Below are 15,578 nucleotides of genomic sequence, written 5' to 3'. Positions count from 1 at the left end.
AGGGGGCGGTATCATGAAGAATGTTTCATATTCAAGCACGGAAACACAAGGCATGCAGACGAAACTCCGACTTCTCCCGCTCCTGCTCCTGGTCTTCTGCGCATCGCTTATCGCACCTGCTTTCACCCAGGCGCAGAACACAGGAGATGCACTCACGAATGTTGAGCAGATACTGCGCTTCATGCGGAGTGCGAACTATTCCGAAGAAGATATGCTTCGCCGCATGGCCTGGAGCGACAGACTCGTCACCGAATTGGCTTCACACCGTCCCGGAGAAGATGACCGGCAGAACTACCTGCGTCTGCTCGACATGGCCATTGATCACTATAAGGACGAAAACGACCGCCTTCGCGTGCTCCTCCGCGCACTGACCAGTCTCGATCCACTCGTCAACAAGTACTTCCCGCAGTGGATCATCCAGGATGAACCGACCATTCTCGAAATCATGCGCAAGGTCCGCGACAACCGCGACGATCTTCGTGATGCCGAAGCAGTGACCATCGCCGAGCGCGTGCTCACCGGCAAGGCCCGTATGCGCATCATTCAGAGTCCGAAGGACAGCGAGAACCTGATCGGCATCGTGATCGAAAAGGCACGCGCCCACGATCCCGAAAACCTCTCCGCCGGCTTCATGCCCAACACGGATAATTCCGATTTTGACGATTACCGCATTATCGGTCGTCGCAATCTGCGTGAAGTGCTGACGCCCGATCTGTACGACTATGTCGTGCGTCGCGAGCAGTATGCGCATCTCGACGAAACCGGCGCTCTCAAGCCTGCACCGTATGTTGCGGAAGCGACGATTAGCATCCCCTTCGGTGGCGGCTTCATGTGGACGCTCGATTCGGATGAGCGCGCCGCTGACGGCGTCGCCCTGCAGCCCTCACGCATTCGCGCTGGCTTCGAACTGAAAATCGGAAACGACTGGGTGAATCTGCCGTTCCTGTACGGTGCGCAGTGGAACACCTTATTCGTGTACGAGCCTTCCAACACCGAGCGCATCAAGATCGGTCCGTCCATTCCGTTTGGTTTCGGCGACATCAGCGTCAAGGATGAATTCCCCATCTTCAAACCCCGGACCATCAACGGCACGTGGGGCGCGGCTGGTGAATACTTCAAGCAATTGTCAAACACTGCCGGTGCTCCGGGTTCGGACGCCGACGGTATCGGCGCGGCCGCATTCGTTTCGTTCGGACTGCCGAAGCTCGGCGGAAAGAAGATCACGGACGGTGAAGGACGCATCATCAACGGCAGCGAGGTAAGTCCGGTCTATGATCCGAACGACCCCAGCAAGGCGTTTTACATGAACCGTTTCTATTACCTCGCCAACACCGCGACGGCGTATTACTGGCGTGATCTGGGCTTCGCTCTGCGCGGACTTCGCCTTGCCGCAGGTATCGGGTATCAGAAAATGATCGAAGCACAGCGCCGCGATCCGGCTCTCGCACCTGCGGGTTCGGATCCGGGCCTCGTGTTCGATTCGGTTCGTACCGTTGCAGATCACAGCACGCTCGATCTGTTCGCGCGTCTCTCCTATGATCATGTGGGAAAGACGACCTATGGCGTGGCACTGCAGTACTTCAACGGTGGACTGATGGGCGAGGTGTATTTGCATATCTTCGCATGGATGCGCGCGGAAGTGAAATACTCCCGCGTCGTGTTCCGCGACGTCGAGAGATGGGAGCATGATGAAATGATCGTGCCCGGTCTCAGATTCGGCTTCGCGTTCTGACGTCGCGTATGAAGCGAATACACAGTTTGTAAATTGCGAAACGTACAGGCGATGAGCGCGAGCCATCGCCTGTATCGTTTCTGGCTGTTGCTCCGCGGATGCGGAACATACCCCCCCGTGTGGATGTTATCGGATATTTGCTGTCCCACGTATGATGCAGTACATCTCCTCCGTTCTTGCGCCGCTGTTATTCGTCCTCCTGGTGCATCCGTCTCCTCAGGAAGTCGCAGCGGATCCGCATAATCCCGCCGCCGACAGCCTCCGGAAAGCGACGATCATTTCCGCGCATACGACGGATCCGCAGCGAGTGAACGTATCTATCCGCGCTGTAGACATCAGTCGCTATCCCGAGGTCAGCGTCATTCTCGACGCAAGGGACTCTCTCAATAACCACTTTCCGCATCTGGTCAGAAACGATCTGATCATTTACCAGGACAGCAGGCCCATGCGCGTCGAAAGTCTGGAGCGCATCTCGGCCGAAAACAGCCTGCCCGTCGATATCGCTTTCATCATCGATCAGACGGGAAGCATGCAGCAGGAAGTGAACGAAGTCAAGGCGAATATCATTGAGTTCACACGGCGCCTGGCGTCGCGCGGTGTGGATTACCGTCTTGCCCTCATTTCCTTCAGCGATCGCATCGACCGGTATAAGGACTTTACCGAGGACGTCAATACCTTTATCGCGTGGATAGACGGCGTCAAAGTGGGCGGCGGCGGCGACGACAACGAAAATGCGCTCGAAGCCCTATACGAAGCCACGTCGTTTAAATTTCGCCTTTCAGCACAACGTATCTTCATCCTCATCACCGACGCCATGTTCCATCAGAAAGGCGACCGGGGGGACGGGAAAACGGAATTTACCACGCGCACGATGATTGATTTTCTGAACAAACAGAACGTCAAGCTCTTCGCCATCACCCCTCCGCTGATAGACGAATACAGACAGATGACCGATGCGACAAGAGGAAAACGCTTCAACATCATTGAGGATTTCAGCTCCATCCTCGATGAGTTCAGCGAAAGTCTCACGAACCTCTACGCCGTTCGCTATCGCGTACCGGAGGAAGTACCGCCGGAAAAGATCAATCTGGAAATTCGCAATATGGCGAACGAAGTCGTACTGCGGGAGGAGCACACCGTCCTTGAAGTGGATAAAAAATTTGTTCTGGATAATATTTTATTCGACTTCAATCGCGCTACCTTCGACATGACGTATACCGAGGATCTGAACCGCATTCTTGCCATGCTGAAACGATATCAGGGAATGCACATTGAGATTCGCGGCCATACGGATTTCATCGGGAGCGATGAGTACAATGTCGCGTTGTCCGATGCACGCGCCCGGGCGGTGAAAAAGTTTTTTTCGGACAAAGGTGTCAGCGCAGACCGTATCACCACCCGGGGCATGGGAAAATCGCAGCCGGTAGCTCCGAACGATACAGAGCTGGGACGGCGCTTGAACCGGCGGACAGAAATCGTGATCACCCGAAAGTGATCGTGCACGGTGTCGATAGTATCATGCGCGCGGTGCGAATGAAGATGGCCCCGACGTGGGCACGCCGTCGCCGGAGACCGACGGTTTACTCGCCCATCACTTTGATCAGAACACGTTTCTTGCGTTTGCCGTCGAATTCCGCATAGTAGATCTGTTGCCAGGGTCCGAGATCCAGCTTGCCGTTCGTCACCGGCACGAGTACTTCATGGTGGACAAGCAGACTTTTCAAATGGGCATCACCGTTTGTCTCGCCGGTGCGGTGATGGCGGTAATCAGGGCGAAACGGTGCCAGATGCTCCAGCCATTCGTCGATATCCGCAATAAGACCATTTTCCGCGTCGTTGACATAGACGCCGGCGGTGATATGCATGGCGGAGACGAGGATCATCCCTTCGCGGATCCCGCTTTTCAGCAGGGCGGTTTCCACCTCGCTTGTTATGTTGATGTACTCGCGTAGATTGTGCGTATTGAACCAGTGGTACTCGGTGTGAAATTTCACGACGGCATCCTTCATGATGAATAGCTACGAGCACGATGATAGCAGGGCGAAAGGAGAAACGCAAGGGCAGCAAACGCTGAAAGGCGTGTTGGAACGTGTCACGTGGTCGTCTCCGGACAGTGCATTCATCGTCGCGCGCCTGCGTGTGGATGGTGAGCTCTTTCCTGTGACCGTCGTTGGTGAAATGATGTCTCCGTCTGTGGGAGACGACTTCATTCTGACCGGGACGTGGGAGGAGCATCAAAAATACGGCAGACAGTTTCATTTCACATCCTATGAGCTCGAATATCCGACGACCGGTGAAGGAATAATCCGCTATCTTTCGTCGGGTCTCATCAGGGGCATAGGGAAAGCGCTCGCAGCCCGTATCGTTGATCATTTCGGCAGTGAAACGATGGAGGTGATGAATACGCGCATCGAACGACTGCTGGAAATCGACGGCATCGGTGAAAAAAAATTGTCGGCGATACGCAAAGCGTGGGATGCCCAACGCGGTGTGCAGCATGTCATGCTGTTCCTCAAGGCGCATGGAATCAGCACGGCGTTCGCGGTACGGATCTACCGTGTATTTGGTGCCAATGCCGTCCACGTCATCCGGGACGATCCGTACCGCCTCGCGCAGGAGGTGGAGGGAATAGGATTTACCACCGCAGACAGCATCGCACGGGGAATGGGGATTCTCGCGGACGACCCGAGACGGTTGCTCGCCGGCGCCAGCTATGTGCTGGGCGAGGCGGCCCGTCGTGACGGCCACTGCTGTTTACCGGTGGACGAGTTCATTCACCATGCGGCGAACCTCATGGGCACGGATGCCGATAGCTTTGCCTCCGCACTGCGGGAGGCAACAGCGCGGGGTCTGGTGATCGAGGAGGGCGACATGGTCTATGTGCCGGAGCTGTTCCACGCCGAACGCGCGATCGCGAGTGCACTCCGCCGCGCACACAACGAAATCTGGAATGGTCTGGATCATTTGGCGCTCGATGATGCTCTCAAACGGATTGAGCAGCGACATGAAATCAGCTACAATGCGCAGCAGGTGGAGGCGATACATAAATGCATCGCAGGTCCCGTCTGTATTCTCACCGGAGGACCGGGAACCGGAAAGACCACGACGCTGCTGGGATTGCTGCAACTGGCCACCGAGTTGGATATGCGCTGCGCCGTCTGTGCGCCCACGGGCAGAGCGGCAAAGCGCATCACCGAGATGACGGGCATCGAGGCCCGCACCATCCACCGACTTCTGGAGTTCGATCCAATGGTGCTTGGCTTCCAGCGTAACCAGGACAACCCGATAGAAGCGGACTTGCTCGTCGTCGATGAAATGTCCATGGTGGACTGCACCCTGTTCGCGGCACTGCTTGCGGCGAGACCGCCGGGTTGCCGTATCGTACTCGTCGGAGATGCGGATCAGCTCCCCTCCGTTGGTCCGGGAACGGTGTTGCGCGATCTGATCGCGTGCGCTGAAATTGACACCGTGGTGCTCAAACTCATTTTCAGACAAAAAACGCACAGCAGCATCGTCACGAACGCGCATCGCGTCCGAGATGGATTCATGCCCGTGTTCGACAAGCGGCGCATTGACGGGGGAGAAACGTTTTTTCGGGAGGTGGAGCAGGGTGAGAACATCGCCCATCTCATTCGTGATCTTGTGGCAGAGCGCATCCCCCGAGAGCTGGATTGCGACCCCATGCGTGACATACAGGTGCTCTCGCCCATGTACAATACGACGGCCGGCGTCACCAACCTCAATCATGTGTTGCAACAGGCGCTCAATGCCGGAGCCCGTGTGCTGATGCAGCGGGGCGACCGTGTGTTCCGTGCCGGTGACAAGGTGATGCAGACACGCAATGATTATGAGAAAGACGTGTACAACGGCGATATCGGGTATGTACGATCATATGACGAGGATGAGCAGACGCTCCGCGTGCTCTTCGATGGGAGGGCGGTAGAGTACGCGCCGGAGGACACCGATGCTCTCGTCCTCGCCTATGCCATCACGATTCACAAAAGCCAGGGCAGCGAGTACCGCGTGGTGCTGTTGCCTGTCGTTACGCAGCATCGCATCATGTTGCGACGCACCCTGCTGTACACGGCAATGACACGGGCAAAGCACATGCTTGTGTTGCTCGGACAGCGTTCAGCGGTTTCGATGGCCGTGAACACCGCGCGCGAGCACCTCCGCTATTCCGGACTTCTCGAACAGCTGCGACTCGCCCTGCGGTAATGCACCAACGGAGGCGAGCGTTCCCCCGTCGCTGACCGCCAGGAACGGGGCCTTGCGTGTGCGGCCTTGCACCCACGGGGTATCGCGTGCTACGCGAACACAGCACATTCCGGGAACTGCGACCGGCCGATCTCGCGAGAGACGCCGCCGATGGTTTTCTGCACGATTTTGAGTACATTGGTATGTCAATCCAGGTCAATGCGTTGCTGCCTGCTGCAGGTGGGACGGTGTTCCTGTCATTCGATGTGCACAGTGCATGTTCAAGAAAAAACGACCACTGAGTCTTGATACACTGAAGCTGTCCAACCCGCAAAAAGTTGCGGTTGCGAAGCTCCTCGCTCAGCAGAAGAACAAATACAAAAAGCTTCTGCATGAGGCGCATGAACGCATGCATATCATCGCGGATCTTTCGTCCAGTCTCGAGTTCTGGTACAATGTGAATGGAAACTACGAATTCGTCAGTCCATCCTGTGAGACGATATTGGGGTATCCCGCCGAAGATTTTTTACAGGAAGGGCTGCGCCTCGAGGCATTGGTGCATGCCGATGACGCAGAACGGTTCCGAAAAGATAAAGCACGTGCGTTGCTCGGGGAATCGGACAGCGATGTGGAGTACGTGTTTCTGGCCAAGGACGGGACTCCCCGATGGATGCTGATGACCTGGAATCCGGTGAAAACAAGACGCGGGAAACACATCGGAGTGCGCATCAGTCTGGACGACATCACCGCATACAAGCGATGCCAGTATTTTTCGAACGCGTATCGCCGCCTGATGCTGAATATCAGCGACGAATTGAAGGAGACGGCGATTTTTTCCATCAATCCGGAAGGCGAAATACAGTCATGGAACACCAGCGCGGCGCGGCTTTTCGGGTACAGCAGAGATGAAGTGACCGGCAAGGATTTCATCATGCTTTTTGGCGGGGACGTTGATCTTGAACAGGAACTGCCGGATCTGACGTCTATGGACTGCAACGCACGTATCACCAGGCGCATGACGTTTCACCCGAAAAAGGGATCGGATTTCATCGAGGAGATAACGTTTCTGGCGCTCTGTGACCAGACAGATGCGTTACATCTCGTTACCTGCCTGATCCACCTCTCCACGGTGAAATAGTGCCTCACACTCCCGGCAACATCGCATGCTGATCAATACGGTGGTTTTTCTCCTGACGTTCACCGCAATGGAGTTCTGGGCGGCTTTCGTGCATCGTGTCGTCTATCATGGCGTCCTCTGGTCGGTACACCGTTCGCATCACCGTGCAAGAAGGACCGGAGTATTCGAGCGGAACGATCTGTTCGTCCTTCTGCACGCCATCGCCGCGGCGTCGATAGTCGTTGCCGGACTGTTCCTGGGCAGCGACCTGCTCGCTGCTGCGGGTTTCGGGATCACTGCATACGGTATTGCGTATTTCATCGTGCATGACGGATACATCCATGCGCGGTTGCCCGTCGCCTGGTTGGATCACTTCGCCGTTTTTCGCCGGATCAAAGTCGCACATCTCTACCATCATACCGGTGACCCTTGCACGCATTTCGGTTTGTTTTTCTGGAACCGTCGCTACGGGCGTCCCTCACCATCATCAACAGTGTAGAGTCCCCCGCTGCTATCACCACGGAGGGATACGCTCTACGCGAATCATGCAGCATGAACCGACGATGAAACTCACTTCACATCACACCCTTTCTCTCGTTTCATCGGGCGCACCGCAGCGGAGCATCCTGCCGAACGGCCTTCGCGTGATCACCGAACACGTACCCGGTGTGCATTCCCTGGCCGTCGGAATCTGGGTGAATGCGGGGAGCCGTGATGAAGCACCGGACGTCAGCGGGATTTCTCACTTCATTGAACACATGGTGTTCAAGGGAACCAGCGGCAGAAAGACGCATCACATCGCACAGTATCTTGAGGCGGTCGGTGGATACGTAAATGCCTACACCACGAAGGACAGCACGTGTTACTATGCCCGCATACTCCGGCCACACCTGGGGCGCGCACTGAATCTGCTTGCTGACATCGTGATGAACGCCACGCTCCCGGAAAGGGAGATCGAGAAAGAGAAACAGGTGATTATCGAGGAGATGCGTGGCGCAGACGACGATCCCGAAGATTTGTTGCATGACCGTTTCGAAGAGCTCCTGTACGGAAAGCATCCGTTGGGACAACCGGTCATCGGCCGCGAGCACACCGTCCGATCCTTTACGCGCGATGTCCTGCGGGACTTTATCACGAGGCATCATAGCGCATCGAATATCATTGTGACGGCGGCTGGGGCGGTGGATCACGAAAGCGTATGTACCGTATGCGCGCGCGAACTCTCGTCGCTGCCCGAGGGCGTACCGATCCGGCGACGCAAACCGCGGAAGATATACGGCGGGAGTGACACCTCCACCCGCGCCATACAGCAGACCCATATCATCCTGGGCACGTCGGCTGAGGGATACGCAGGGGACACACGCATGGCACAGCAGGTATTCAGCGCATTGCTCGGGGAAGGCATGAGCAGCAGGTTGTTTCAGCGCATTCGGGAACGGCACGGCTTTGCGTATAACGTGTACTCCTTCGTCAATCCGTACACGGACGTATCCACCCTGGGGGTCTATCTTGCGGTGGAGCAGGGGCGTGAGCAGCGCGCCGTGGATCTCGTGCGGCGTGAAATTGAGGAACTCGCTGTCAAGCCTGTATCCATGCGCGAACTCAACAGGGCGAAGGAGCAGGTGATCGGCAGCATGTTGCTTGGCCTGGAAAGTATGAGCTCACGCATGACGCGGCTTGGCAAAGATGAGTTGGGCCCCGGACGGGATGTCCCTTTGTCACTGCTCGTTCGCAATATCCGCGAGCTGTCGCCGGATGATATGCGTACCATCGCGACTGCGTTTTTCGCGAATGAGGGACCCGCGGTTGCGATGCTTCTCCCTCGGGAGTAGGTCTGCCGAACAACCGCAGCGCCTCCGTGCAGCGGAAACGCACACACTCCGCCAGCAGGACCTGGCACAGTCGGGCAGCGGGATGTTTTAGCGAGGGTGAAGGAGGAGCCGCATCGCAATTTCTGCGGCGTGCGTCTGTTCGTTCTGACGTTGCGCATCCAGCGGTGATTCGTCGTCCGTGCATCCCGTTTTGCGATTTGGGCCCTGTCTCGTTACATTTGACAGAATAGCATGATTCCACTCGACATATGCTCTTGTGCGTGTCGGGAGCGAATCTTTCTGTCACCGTTACCGGTTCTCACATGACATCCGCACCTCAACTATCCCGCCGCGCAGCTCTCATGCCCGCATCGCCCATCCGGAAACTCGTCCCCTTGGGCGATGAAGCGAAGAAGCGCGGGACACATGTCTATCATCTCAACATCGGGCAGCCCGACATCGAGACGCCGGTCGAGTTTTTCGACGCCGTCAGGGGTTTCCAGGAAAAAGTGATTGCCTACGGCAACTCGCAGGGGATACGCCCGTTCATTGAAAGTCTGCAGCAGTACTATCAGACGCTCGACATTCCGCTGCGATACGACGACATCCTCATCACCACCGGTGGTTCCGAGGCCATCATGTTCTCCATGATGGCGATTGCGGAGCCCGGCGAGGAGATCATCGTATTCGAGCCGTTCTACACGAACTACAACGGTTTCGCCATTATGGCCGGGATCACCCTGGTCCCCATCGCCACGGAAGCCGGGGATGGTTTCCATCTTCCCGCACAGGATGTTATCGAGTCGCATATCACCCCGCGCACGCGTGGCATCATCATCTGCAATCCCAACAATCCCACCGGTACGGTGCTGCGGGAGGACGAACTCGATACGATCCGCGACGTATCTCTCCGGCATGGGCTGTACGTGTTATCGGATGAAGTCTATCGCGAATTTGTGTATGAAGGCCGCGCGAAAAGCGTCCTCGAGATCGAGGGTCTCGAACAGCAGGCCATCGTCATGGACAGTCTCTCGAAGCGGTACAGTCTCTGCGGTGGACGCATGGGCTGCGTCATCAGCCGCAATCGCGGCTTCATGGACGTGATGTTACGCTTTGGCCAGGCCCGACTTTGCTCGGCCACACTTGAGCAGATTGGATCCGCGGCGCTGGTCGCCGAAGGAGCGAAGTACTTCGATTCGATGATCGCGGAATATCGCGGACGGCGCGATGCAACATATGACGAACTTCTCGCCATACCCGGTGTACTGTGCCGCAAACCCAGCGGCGCGTTCTACATTATGGCGCAATTCCCGGTTGACGACATCGAGGCCTTAGCATCTTGGATGCTGACAGATTTCAGTGACGGAGGCGAAACCACCATGATCGCACCGGGTCCCGGCTTCTATGCGTCAGCCGGCCGCGGGCTCAACGAAGCACGGCTCGCATACGTGCTGAATGACACCTCCTGTCGCCGTGCGGTAGAACTCATAGGAAAGGGCATCGCCGAGTTTAACAGCGTGAACAGAAAGGACTGACCGAGCGGCATGATAACCATCACCATCGACGGCAAGCAAATTCAGACCGACCCTTCGAAAACCATTATCGAAGCGGCATTCGAGAATGGCATCTACGTTCCGCATTTCTGCTGGCATCCGGGACTCTCCATTTCGGGGAATTGCCGCATGTGTCTCGTGGAAATCGAGAACATGCCCAAGCAGGTGATCGCCTGTTCCACCCGATGCATGGAAGGCATGGTCGTGCATGTCAATTCGGAGAAGGCCATCAATGCCCGTGAGGCCGTGATGGAATTTATCCTCATCAATCATCCGCTGGACTGCCCGATCTGCGACGAGGCGGGTGAATGCAAGCTGCAGGACTACGCCTACAAATATTCGGTGGGTGAGAGCCGCTTCGACGAGGAAAAGGAGCATAAGAGGAAGCGTGATGAACTTGGCCCGCATGTCATGTTCGATGCGGAGCGCTGTATCTCCTGCTCCCGCTGCATACGTTTCTGTGAGGACATTGTCGGTTACCCGCAGCTCACCTTTGTGGAACGCGGAGACAAGGTGACCATCGAAACCTTCCCGGGAAAATCCCTCGACAATCCGTATTCGATGAACGTTATCGATATCTGTCCCGTCGGCGCCCTCACCAGTAAGGATTTCCGCTTCAAGTCGCGTGCCTGGGACATGTCCGACACACCGACTCTGTGCACCGGGTGCGCGCGCGGTTGTAACGTGGATATGTGGGTGCGGCAAAACGCCATCCTGCGCCTCACACCGCGCGAGAATCAGGAAGTCAACAACTTCTGGATGTGCGACCACGGTCGCCTCGAGAGCTGGCGTCACGTCAATGCCGACACGCGTATTGACCAGCCCATGCTGCGTAAGGAAGGCGCGCTGCTTGCAGTGGATTGGGACGAGGCCTACGCCGCCGTCGCCTCCGAACTGAAGAGCTATTCCGGAGAGCAAATCGCTGTGATCGCCTCGGCTTTCGACACCTGTGAAGCGAATTACCTCGCGGCACGTTTCGCAAAGGAGGTGCTCAGGACGCCGTACCTCGACATCCTGCCGCACGTCGTTCCGGGCGATCAGGACGCGTTTCTGCTTCGCGAAGACAAAACGCCGAACAGCGCCGGTGCACGGCTCGTAGGTGTTCAACCGAAAGATGACGCCCACGCATTGCCGGGAATCATTGACGGCCTTCGGAGCGGACGAATCAAAGCCGCCGTGGTGCTTGACGGGCGTGCCGCGGAGTATCCTGGTCTGCTTGACGCTCTCGCGAAGGCACAATACGTAGTCGCTGTGGTCAGCAATACATCCGCTGTGACGGACGTCGCCGGTGCGGTGCTTTCCGCTGCGACTTTTGCGGAAGTGCTGGGTACCATGATCAATTGCGACGGGCAGCTTCAGTTGCTGCGGCCTGCCATCGCGACAGCGGAAAATGAGCGTTGGGCTGGTGGATTCGCGATGAGCAGGCTGGACAAGTTCGGCAGCGAATTCGACCGATGGGGGAAAAGCAAAAAGTATGATGCCCGTACCACCGCGCGAATTCTTTCCAACCTCGCCATGTTGCTCGGGAGCAAATGGAAATACGACCACCCCGAGGACATTTTCGAAGAAATGTCCGGAGTCATCGAGCCGCTCAAAGATTTGACGTACGAGCGCATCGGACGCTGGGGTGTGCGCCTGTGGGGCCCGGCACCGCAACATCTGCTCCCATACATTTACACTGACGTGCATCCCTGACGCAGGAAGCGGAGAACCATGGATCTGACCGACATACTCATCACCCTCACGAAAATCGTGCTGGTGTTCACCGTAGTTCTGCTGACGGTAGCGGAACTCGTGTACACCGAGCGCAAAATCAGCGCGTGGATACAGAATCGCGTCGGACCGAATCGTGTCGGCTGGCGCGGTTTGCTGCAGCCCTATGCCGATGTGATCAAGCTGCTGTTGAAAGAGGACATTGTCCCCGTCGCTGCCAACCGCTTCATTCACACTCTTGCGCCGATCATTTCCATCGGAGTTGCGTTCAGTACGCTCGCCGTCGTGCCTTTCGCCGGACAGACGTTTACGCTGTTCGACCGCGAGATCTCGCTCGTCATCGCCGATGTCAATATCGGCATTCTGTACATCCTCGCTTTAACCTCCATGGGGGTCTATGGTCTCACCCTGAGCGGATGGGCGTCCAACAACAAGTACTCGCTACTCGGCGGATTGCGCTCCTCGGCGCAGATGATCAGTTACGAGCTGTCCATGGGTTTGAGCGTCATCGGTGTCGTGCTTGTCGCCGGCTCACTGCAGCTCACCGAAATCGTCGAAGCGCAGGCCGGATGGAAATGGAATATCATACTGCAACCAGTCGGCTTCATCACCTTTCTGGTTGCGGCGTTTGCGGAAACCAACCGCACTCCATTCGATCTTCCCGAAGCGGAGCCCGAACTGGTTGGCGGGTACCATACGGAGTACAGCAGCTTCAAGTTCGCCCTCTTTTTCCTTGCGGAATACGCGAACATGATCACCGCCAGCGCGGTGGTAACGACGCTGTACCTCGGCGGGTGGCAGGTCCCGTACCTGGAACTCCTGCATCTTCCGGTCTGGGCAAATATCGCGGCACAAATCCTGGCGTTCGTGATCAAGGTGGCGTTCCTGCTCTTCATTTTTCAATGGGTACGTTGGAGCGTGCCGCGCTTCCGCTACGATCAGCTTATGGATCTCGGATGGAAAGTCATGCTCCCGATCGCCTTGCTGAACGTCATGGTCACCGCTGCTGTCATGCTTCTGATGTAATGCGAACCGAATCGAAAGGATAGACATGTCGACACAGGCCGTCAATAAATATGAACTCACCTTCTGGGAGAAAATCTACATCCCCGAAATCCTGAAGGGGATGAAGATCACGCTCGAACAGATGCTGAAAAAGAAGGAGACGCGCGAATACCCTGAAGAAAAATGGGTGCCGCCGCCTTCGTTTCGTGGTGCTCCCGTCCTGGTACTCGAGGAGAACGGCGTAGAACGCTGCGTCGCCTGCGGTCTGTGTTCGCGTGTCTGTCCCGCCCTCGCCATCGAAGTGCAGGCGGCGGAAACAGAACTGGAAAAAGAGCGCTATCCCGTCTTGTTCGAGATCAACATGCTGCGCTGCATATTCTGCGGATTTTGCGAGGAGGTATGTCCGGAAGAGGCCATTGTCATGAGCCAGACCTATGAGCTCGCTTTTCGCAATTACAGCGATGCAATTTTCGGCAAGGACAAACTGCTCACTCCCGTGGAGGAGTTGCGTCCGCGTCTCGAGTATCTGAGGGCGCATCGTTAAGGTGGTGCTTGCGCGCCCCGTCATATTCGGCGTTCGACGCATGATCATGCTATCGTCCCTTCTCGGGGCGATAGTGCTTTTACCGGGATGTCTCTCACTGATCTCCGTCATTCACGCTCCGGAAGTTGTGATGGTGGAACAGGAGTTCTCCATTGCGGTGGATGGCTCCGTTGTCGGGCATGGTGGCGGCATCGCCGCGCTGGTAATTCAACACCCCGAAGAATTGGAATTGACGGGTGCGCATTACGTTGGTGATCAGGTACGGCGCGCCTTGCGCAAACACGCCGCCATCGCCCGGCGCTTTACGCCGGAAAAAGGTCAAGTCGTGACCGTGCTCGCGGATTCCATTCCACAAACACGGATCAGCGACGCCTCGCTGCGCGTTCTGTTGCGCTTCAGGCCCACAAAGACCGGCACCTTCGCGTTGAAGTTCGCGACCGGCGTTGTGGCGGAAGAGCGGGGGAGATTGAGCTGGAAGATGACCGATCCTGCGGCGTTCGATGATTTTTCGGATCTCGTTGACGAACGATATATCCGGCAGATTCGCGTGGTTGTGCCTGAGCGGAACGGCACTGCCGCTTTGTCGCTTTCAGGAAAACGCGAGTACCTGCTCTTGCCGGACAGCGGGCTGTTTCGATTTGCGCTTGACAAAGATTTTTCCGTGGAGTTCTGGTGCCGCACCATTTCTTTTGGTGCGCCGCTGCTCAGTACCCGACGCGACGACTATCATGGAGCGCATCCATTCGATCTTTCCGTCAATCACTCCGGTGCATTGGAGCTGCGTTGTGCGGATGGCCAGCGCACCTACCGTGCTGTCAGCGACCGCTTCATCGCAGACGGGACCTGGCATCATCTTGCAGTGAGTTATTGCGCGGACAGCTCGCGGTATCAGCTTTTTGTAGACGGTCTCCCCACGGGATTTCTGTGGCTTCCGGCCACCATGCGCGGCGTCACCGCAGAGGAGTTGCTGTTCGGCACCACGAGCGCAAGGCAGCAATTCGCTTCGGGTGAGTTCGAGGAGTTGCGATTCTGGGAAAACTGCCGCAACGAACAAGAAATTGATTATTACCGCGATTTGCCGCTCGGAGGATTCGAATCCAATCTTCACGCGTTGTTTTCTTTCGACGGAGGGAGCGACGGCCTGCTCCCCGCGCAATCGCAGATCGAGGGTCTTCTGGCCTATGCGTACAACCGTCCTCGACTCGTCGTATCCACGACGCCCTTGCGGCTGGAACTGCTCGCGTTCAGCGCCTCGATGGCGGAGGATGAAGTGGTCATGACCTGGGAGACCTTTGATGAGACCAAGGTGCTCGGGTACGAAGTGGAGAAGCGCCTGGAGTCTGGCCGCTATACCGTGCTGCATCAGATTGAGCCGAAGCGCGATCCTTCGCGGCATCAGATCTACACCGTGACGGATTCCTGGGACGGAAAGATGATTGCGTATTACCGTTTGCGGAAGCTCAACAGCGACGGTTCGGCGATTTTTTCCGCAGACGTTCCCATAGGTGCGGAAAATATTCTGAACTTCACGCTCGAGGATAATTCCCCGAATCCTTTTACGGACAGCACGGTGATCCCCTACACGGTGTTGCGGCGTACGAAGGTGGAATTGGCGGTTTTTGACATGATGGGGCGTGAAATACAGCAACTGGTCGCGGACAGAAAAGAGCCGGGAAGCTACAGTGTGACCTTCGTTGCCGGGGATCTCCCGGGCGGAATGTATTTTTATAAAATGCGAACAAATGCTGGTTCTCAAACAAAAAAGATGTATCTTGCTCGGTAAATCAGTCGGGAATCCAACCTTCGCCACAGGCGCGGGAAGGGTGTCGCGGCCCGGATTGTGCGCTTGACATTAGCGCGATCCTTGTTTAGATTGTCTGTATCTTTAATGTGAGAAGAAAATCAT

12 protein-coding genes are annotated in these 15,578 nt (G+C 56.5%); 11 read left to right on the top strand and 1 reads right to left on the bottom strand.

Annotated elements, in window-relative coordinates; all coding sequences use genetic code 11:
* Positions 1–52 precede the first annotated feature (52 nt).
* Positions 53–1,732, top strand: a complete 1,680-nt coding sequence (locus M5R41_10850; GenBank protein ID MCZ7556887.1) for a hypothetical protein — start codon at positions 53–55, stop codon at positions 1,730–1,732.
* A gap of 151 nt (positions 1,733–1,883) precedes the next feature.
* Positions 1,884–3,227: an OmpA family protein gene (locus tag M5R41_10845; protein MCZ7556886.1), complete on the top strand. Its 1,344-nt coding sequence runs from the start codon at positions 1,884–1,886 to the stop codon at positions 3,225–3,227.
* Positions 3,228–3,312: 85 nt separating this feature from the next.
* Here M5R41_10845 and M5R41_10840 read toward each other — a convergent pair whose 3' ends face one another.
* The gene (locus M5R41_10840; GenBank protein MCZ7556885.1) at positions 3,313–3,726 is read right to left on the bottom strand and encodes a secondary thiamine-phosphate synthase enzyme YjbQ; all 414 of its coding nucleotides are present in this window, start codon (positions 3,724–3,726) and stop codon (positions 3,313–3,315) included.
* 13 nt (positions 3,727–3,739) lie between these two features.
* On the opposite strand from M5R41_10840, the gene M5R41_10835 reads away from it, so the two are divergent.
* The 9 genes from M5R41_10835 (at position 3,740) to M5R41_10795 (ending at position 15,455) form a co-directional block, all read left to right on the top strand.
* The gene (locus tag M5R41_10835; GenBank protein MCZ7556884.1) at positions 3,740–5,950 is read left to right on the top strand and encodes an ATP-dependent RecD-like DNA helicase; all 2,211 of its coding nucleotides are present in this window, start codon (positions 3,740–3,742) and stop codon (positions 5,948–5,950) included.
* A 256-nt stretch (positions 5,951–6,206) separates the two neighbouring features.
* Complete coding sequence (locus M5R41_10830; GenBank protein ID MCZ7556883.1) at positions 6,207–7,067, top strand: PAS domain S-box protein; 861 nt, start codon at positions 6,207–6,209, stop codon at positions 7,065–7,067.
* A gap of 25 nt (positions 7,068–7,092) precedes the next feature.
* On the top strand, positions 7,093–7,545 hold the full coding sequence (locus tag M5R41_10825) for a sterol desaturase family protein (GenBank protein ID MCZ7556882.1): 453 nt from the start codon (positions 7,093–7,095) through the stop codon (positions 7,543–7,545).
* Between the two features lie 64 nt (positions 7,546–7,609).
* The gene (locus tag M5R41_10820) at positions 7,610–8,878 is read left to right on the top strand and encodes an insulinase family protein (protein MCZ7556881.1); all 1,269 of its coding nucleotides are present in this window, start codon (positions 7,610–7,612) and stop codon (positions 8,876–8,878) included.
* A gap of 302 nt (positions 8,879–9,180) precedes the next feature.
* A complete protein-coding gene (locus M5R41_10815; GenBank protein ID MCZ7556880.1) occupies positions 9,181–10,392 on the top strand; it encodes a pyridoxal phosphate-dependent aminotransferase in 1,212 nt (403 codons plus the stop codon).
* Positions 10,393–10,401: 9 nt separating this feature from the next.
* Positions 10,402–12,105: a 2Fe-2S iron-sulfur cluster-binding protein gene (locus M5R41_10810; GenBank protein MCZ7556879.1), complete on the top strand. Its 1,704-nt coding sequence runs from the start codon at positions 10,402–10,404 to the stop codon at positions 12,103–12,105.
* Between the two features lie 18 nt (positions 12,106–12,123).
* Complete coding sequence (gene nuoH / locus M5R41_10805; protein ID MCZ7556878.1) at positions 12,124–13,149, top strand: NADH-quinone oxidoreductase subunit NuoH; 1,026 nt, start codon at positions 12,124–12,126, stop codon at positions 13,147–13,149.
* Between the two features lie 25 nt (positions 13,150–13,174).
* Positions 13,175–13,672: an NADH-quinone oxidoreductase subunit NuoI gene (gene nuoI / locus M5R41_10800; GenBank protein MCZ7556877.1), complete on the top strand. Its 498-nt coding sequence runs from the start codon at positions 13,175–13,177 to the stop codon at positions 13,670–13,672.
* A 40-nt stretch (positions 13,673–13,712) separates the two neighbouring features.
* A complete protein-coding gene (locus M5R41_10795) occupies positions 13,713–15,455 on the top strand; it encodes a T9SS type A sorting domain-containing protein (GenBank protein ID MCZ7556876.1) in 1,743 nt (580 codons plus the stop codon).
* The last annotated feature ends 123 nt before the right edge of the window (positions 15,456–15,578 follow it).

The sequence above is a fragment of the Bacteroidia bacterium genome (genome assembly GCA_027493955.1).
In the GTDB taxonomy this organism is placed as follows: Bacteria; Bacteroidota; Ignavibacteria; order SZUA-365; family SZUA-365; genus JAOSJT01.
Note: the sequence above shows the minus strand (reverse complement) of the source record. Positions and strands in the feature narration are given on the sequence as shown.

Excerpts from the sequence above, each read along its gene's own strand:
- M5R41_10850 (MCZ7556887.1), top strand. The coding sequence starts at position 53 with ATGCAGACGAAACTCCGACTTCTCCCGCTCCTGCTCCTGGTCTTCTGC.
- M5R41_10845 (MCZ7556886.1), top strand. The coding sequence starts at position 1,884 with ATGATGCAGTACATCTCCTCCGTTCTTGCGCCGCTGTTATTCGTCCTC.
- M5R41_10835 (MCZ7556884.1), top strand. The coding sequence starts at position 3,740 with ATGATGAATAGCTACGAGCACGATGATAGCAGGGCGAAAGGAGAAACG.
- M5R41_10830 (MCZ7556883.1), top strand. The coding sequence starts at position 6,207 with ATGTTCAAGAAAAAACGACCACTGAGTCTTGATACACTGAAGCTGTCC.
- M5R41_10825 (MCZ7556882.1), top strand. The coding sequence starts at position 7,093 with ATGCTGATCAATACGGTGGTTTTTCTCCTGACGTTCACCGCAATGGAG.
- M5R41_10820 (MCZ7556881.1), top strand. The coding sequence starts at position 7,610 with ATGAAACTCACTTCACATCACACCCTTTCTCTCGTTTCATCGGGCGCA.
- M5R41_10815 (MCZ7556880.1), top strand. The coding sequence starts at position 9,181 with ATGACATCCGCACCTCAACTATCCCGCCGCGCAGCTCTCATGCCCGCA.
- M5R41_10810 (MCZ7556879.1), top strand. The coding sequence starts at position 10,402 with ATGATAACCATCACCATCGACGGCAAGCAAATTCAGACCGACCCTTCG.
- nuoH (MCZ7556878.1), top strand. The coding sequence starts at position 12,124 with ATGGATCTGACCGACATACTCATCACCCTCACGAAAATCGTGCTGGTG.
- nuoI (MCZ7556877.1), top strand. The coding sequence starts at position 13,175 with ATGTCGACACAGGCCGTCAATAAATATGAACTCACCTTCTGGGAGAAA.
- M5R41_10795 (MCZ7556876.1), top strand. The coding sequence starts at position 13,713 with ATGATCATGCTATCGTCCCTTCTCGGGGCGATAGTGCTTTTACCGGGA.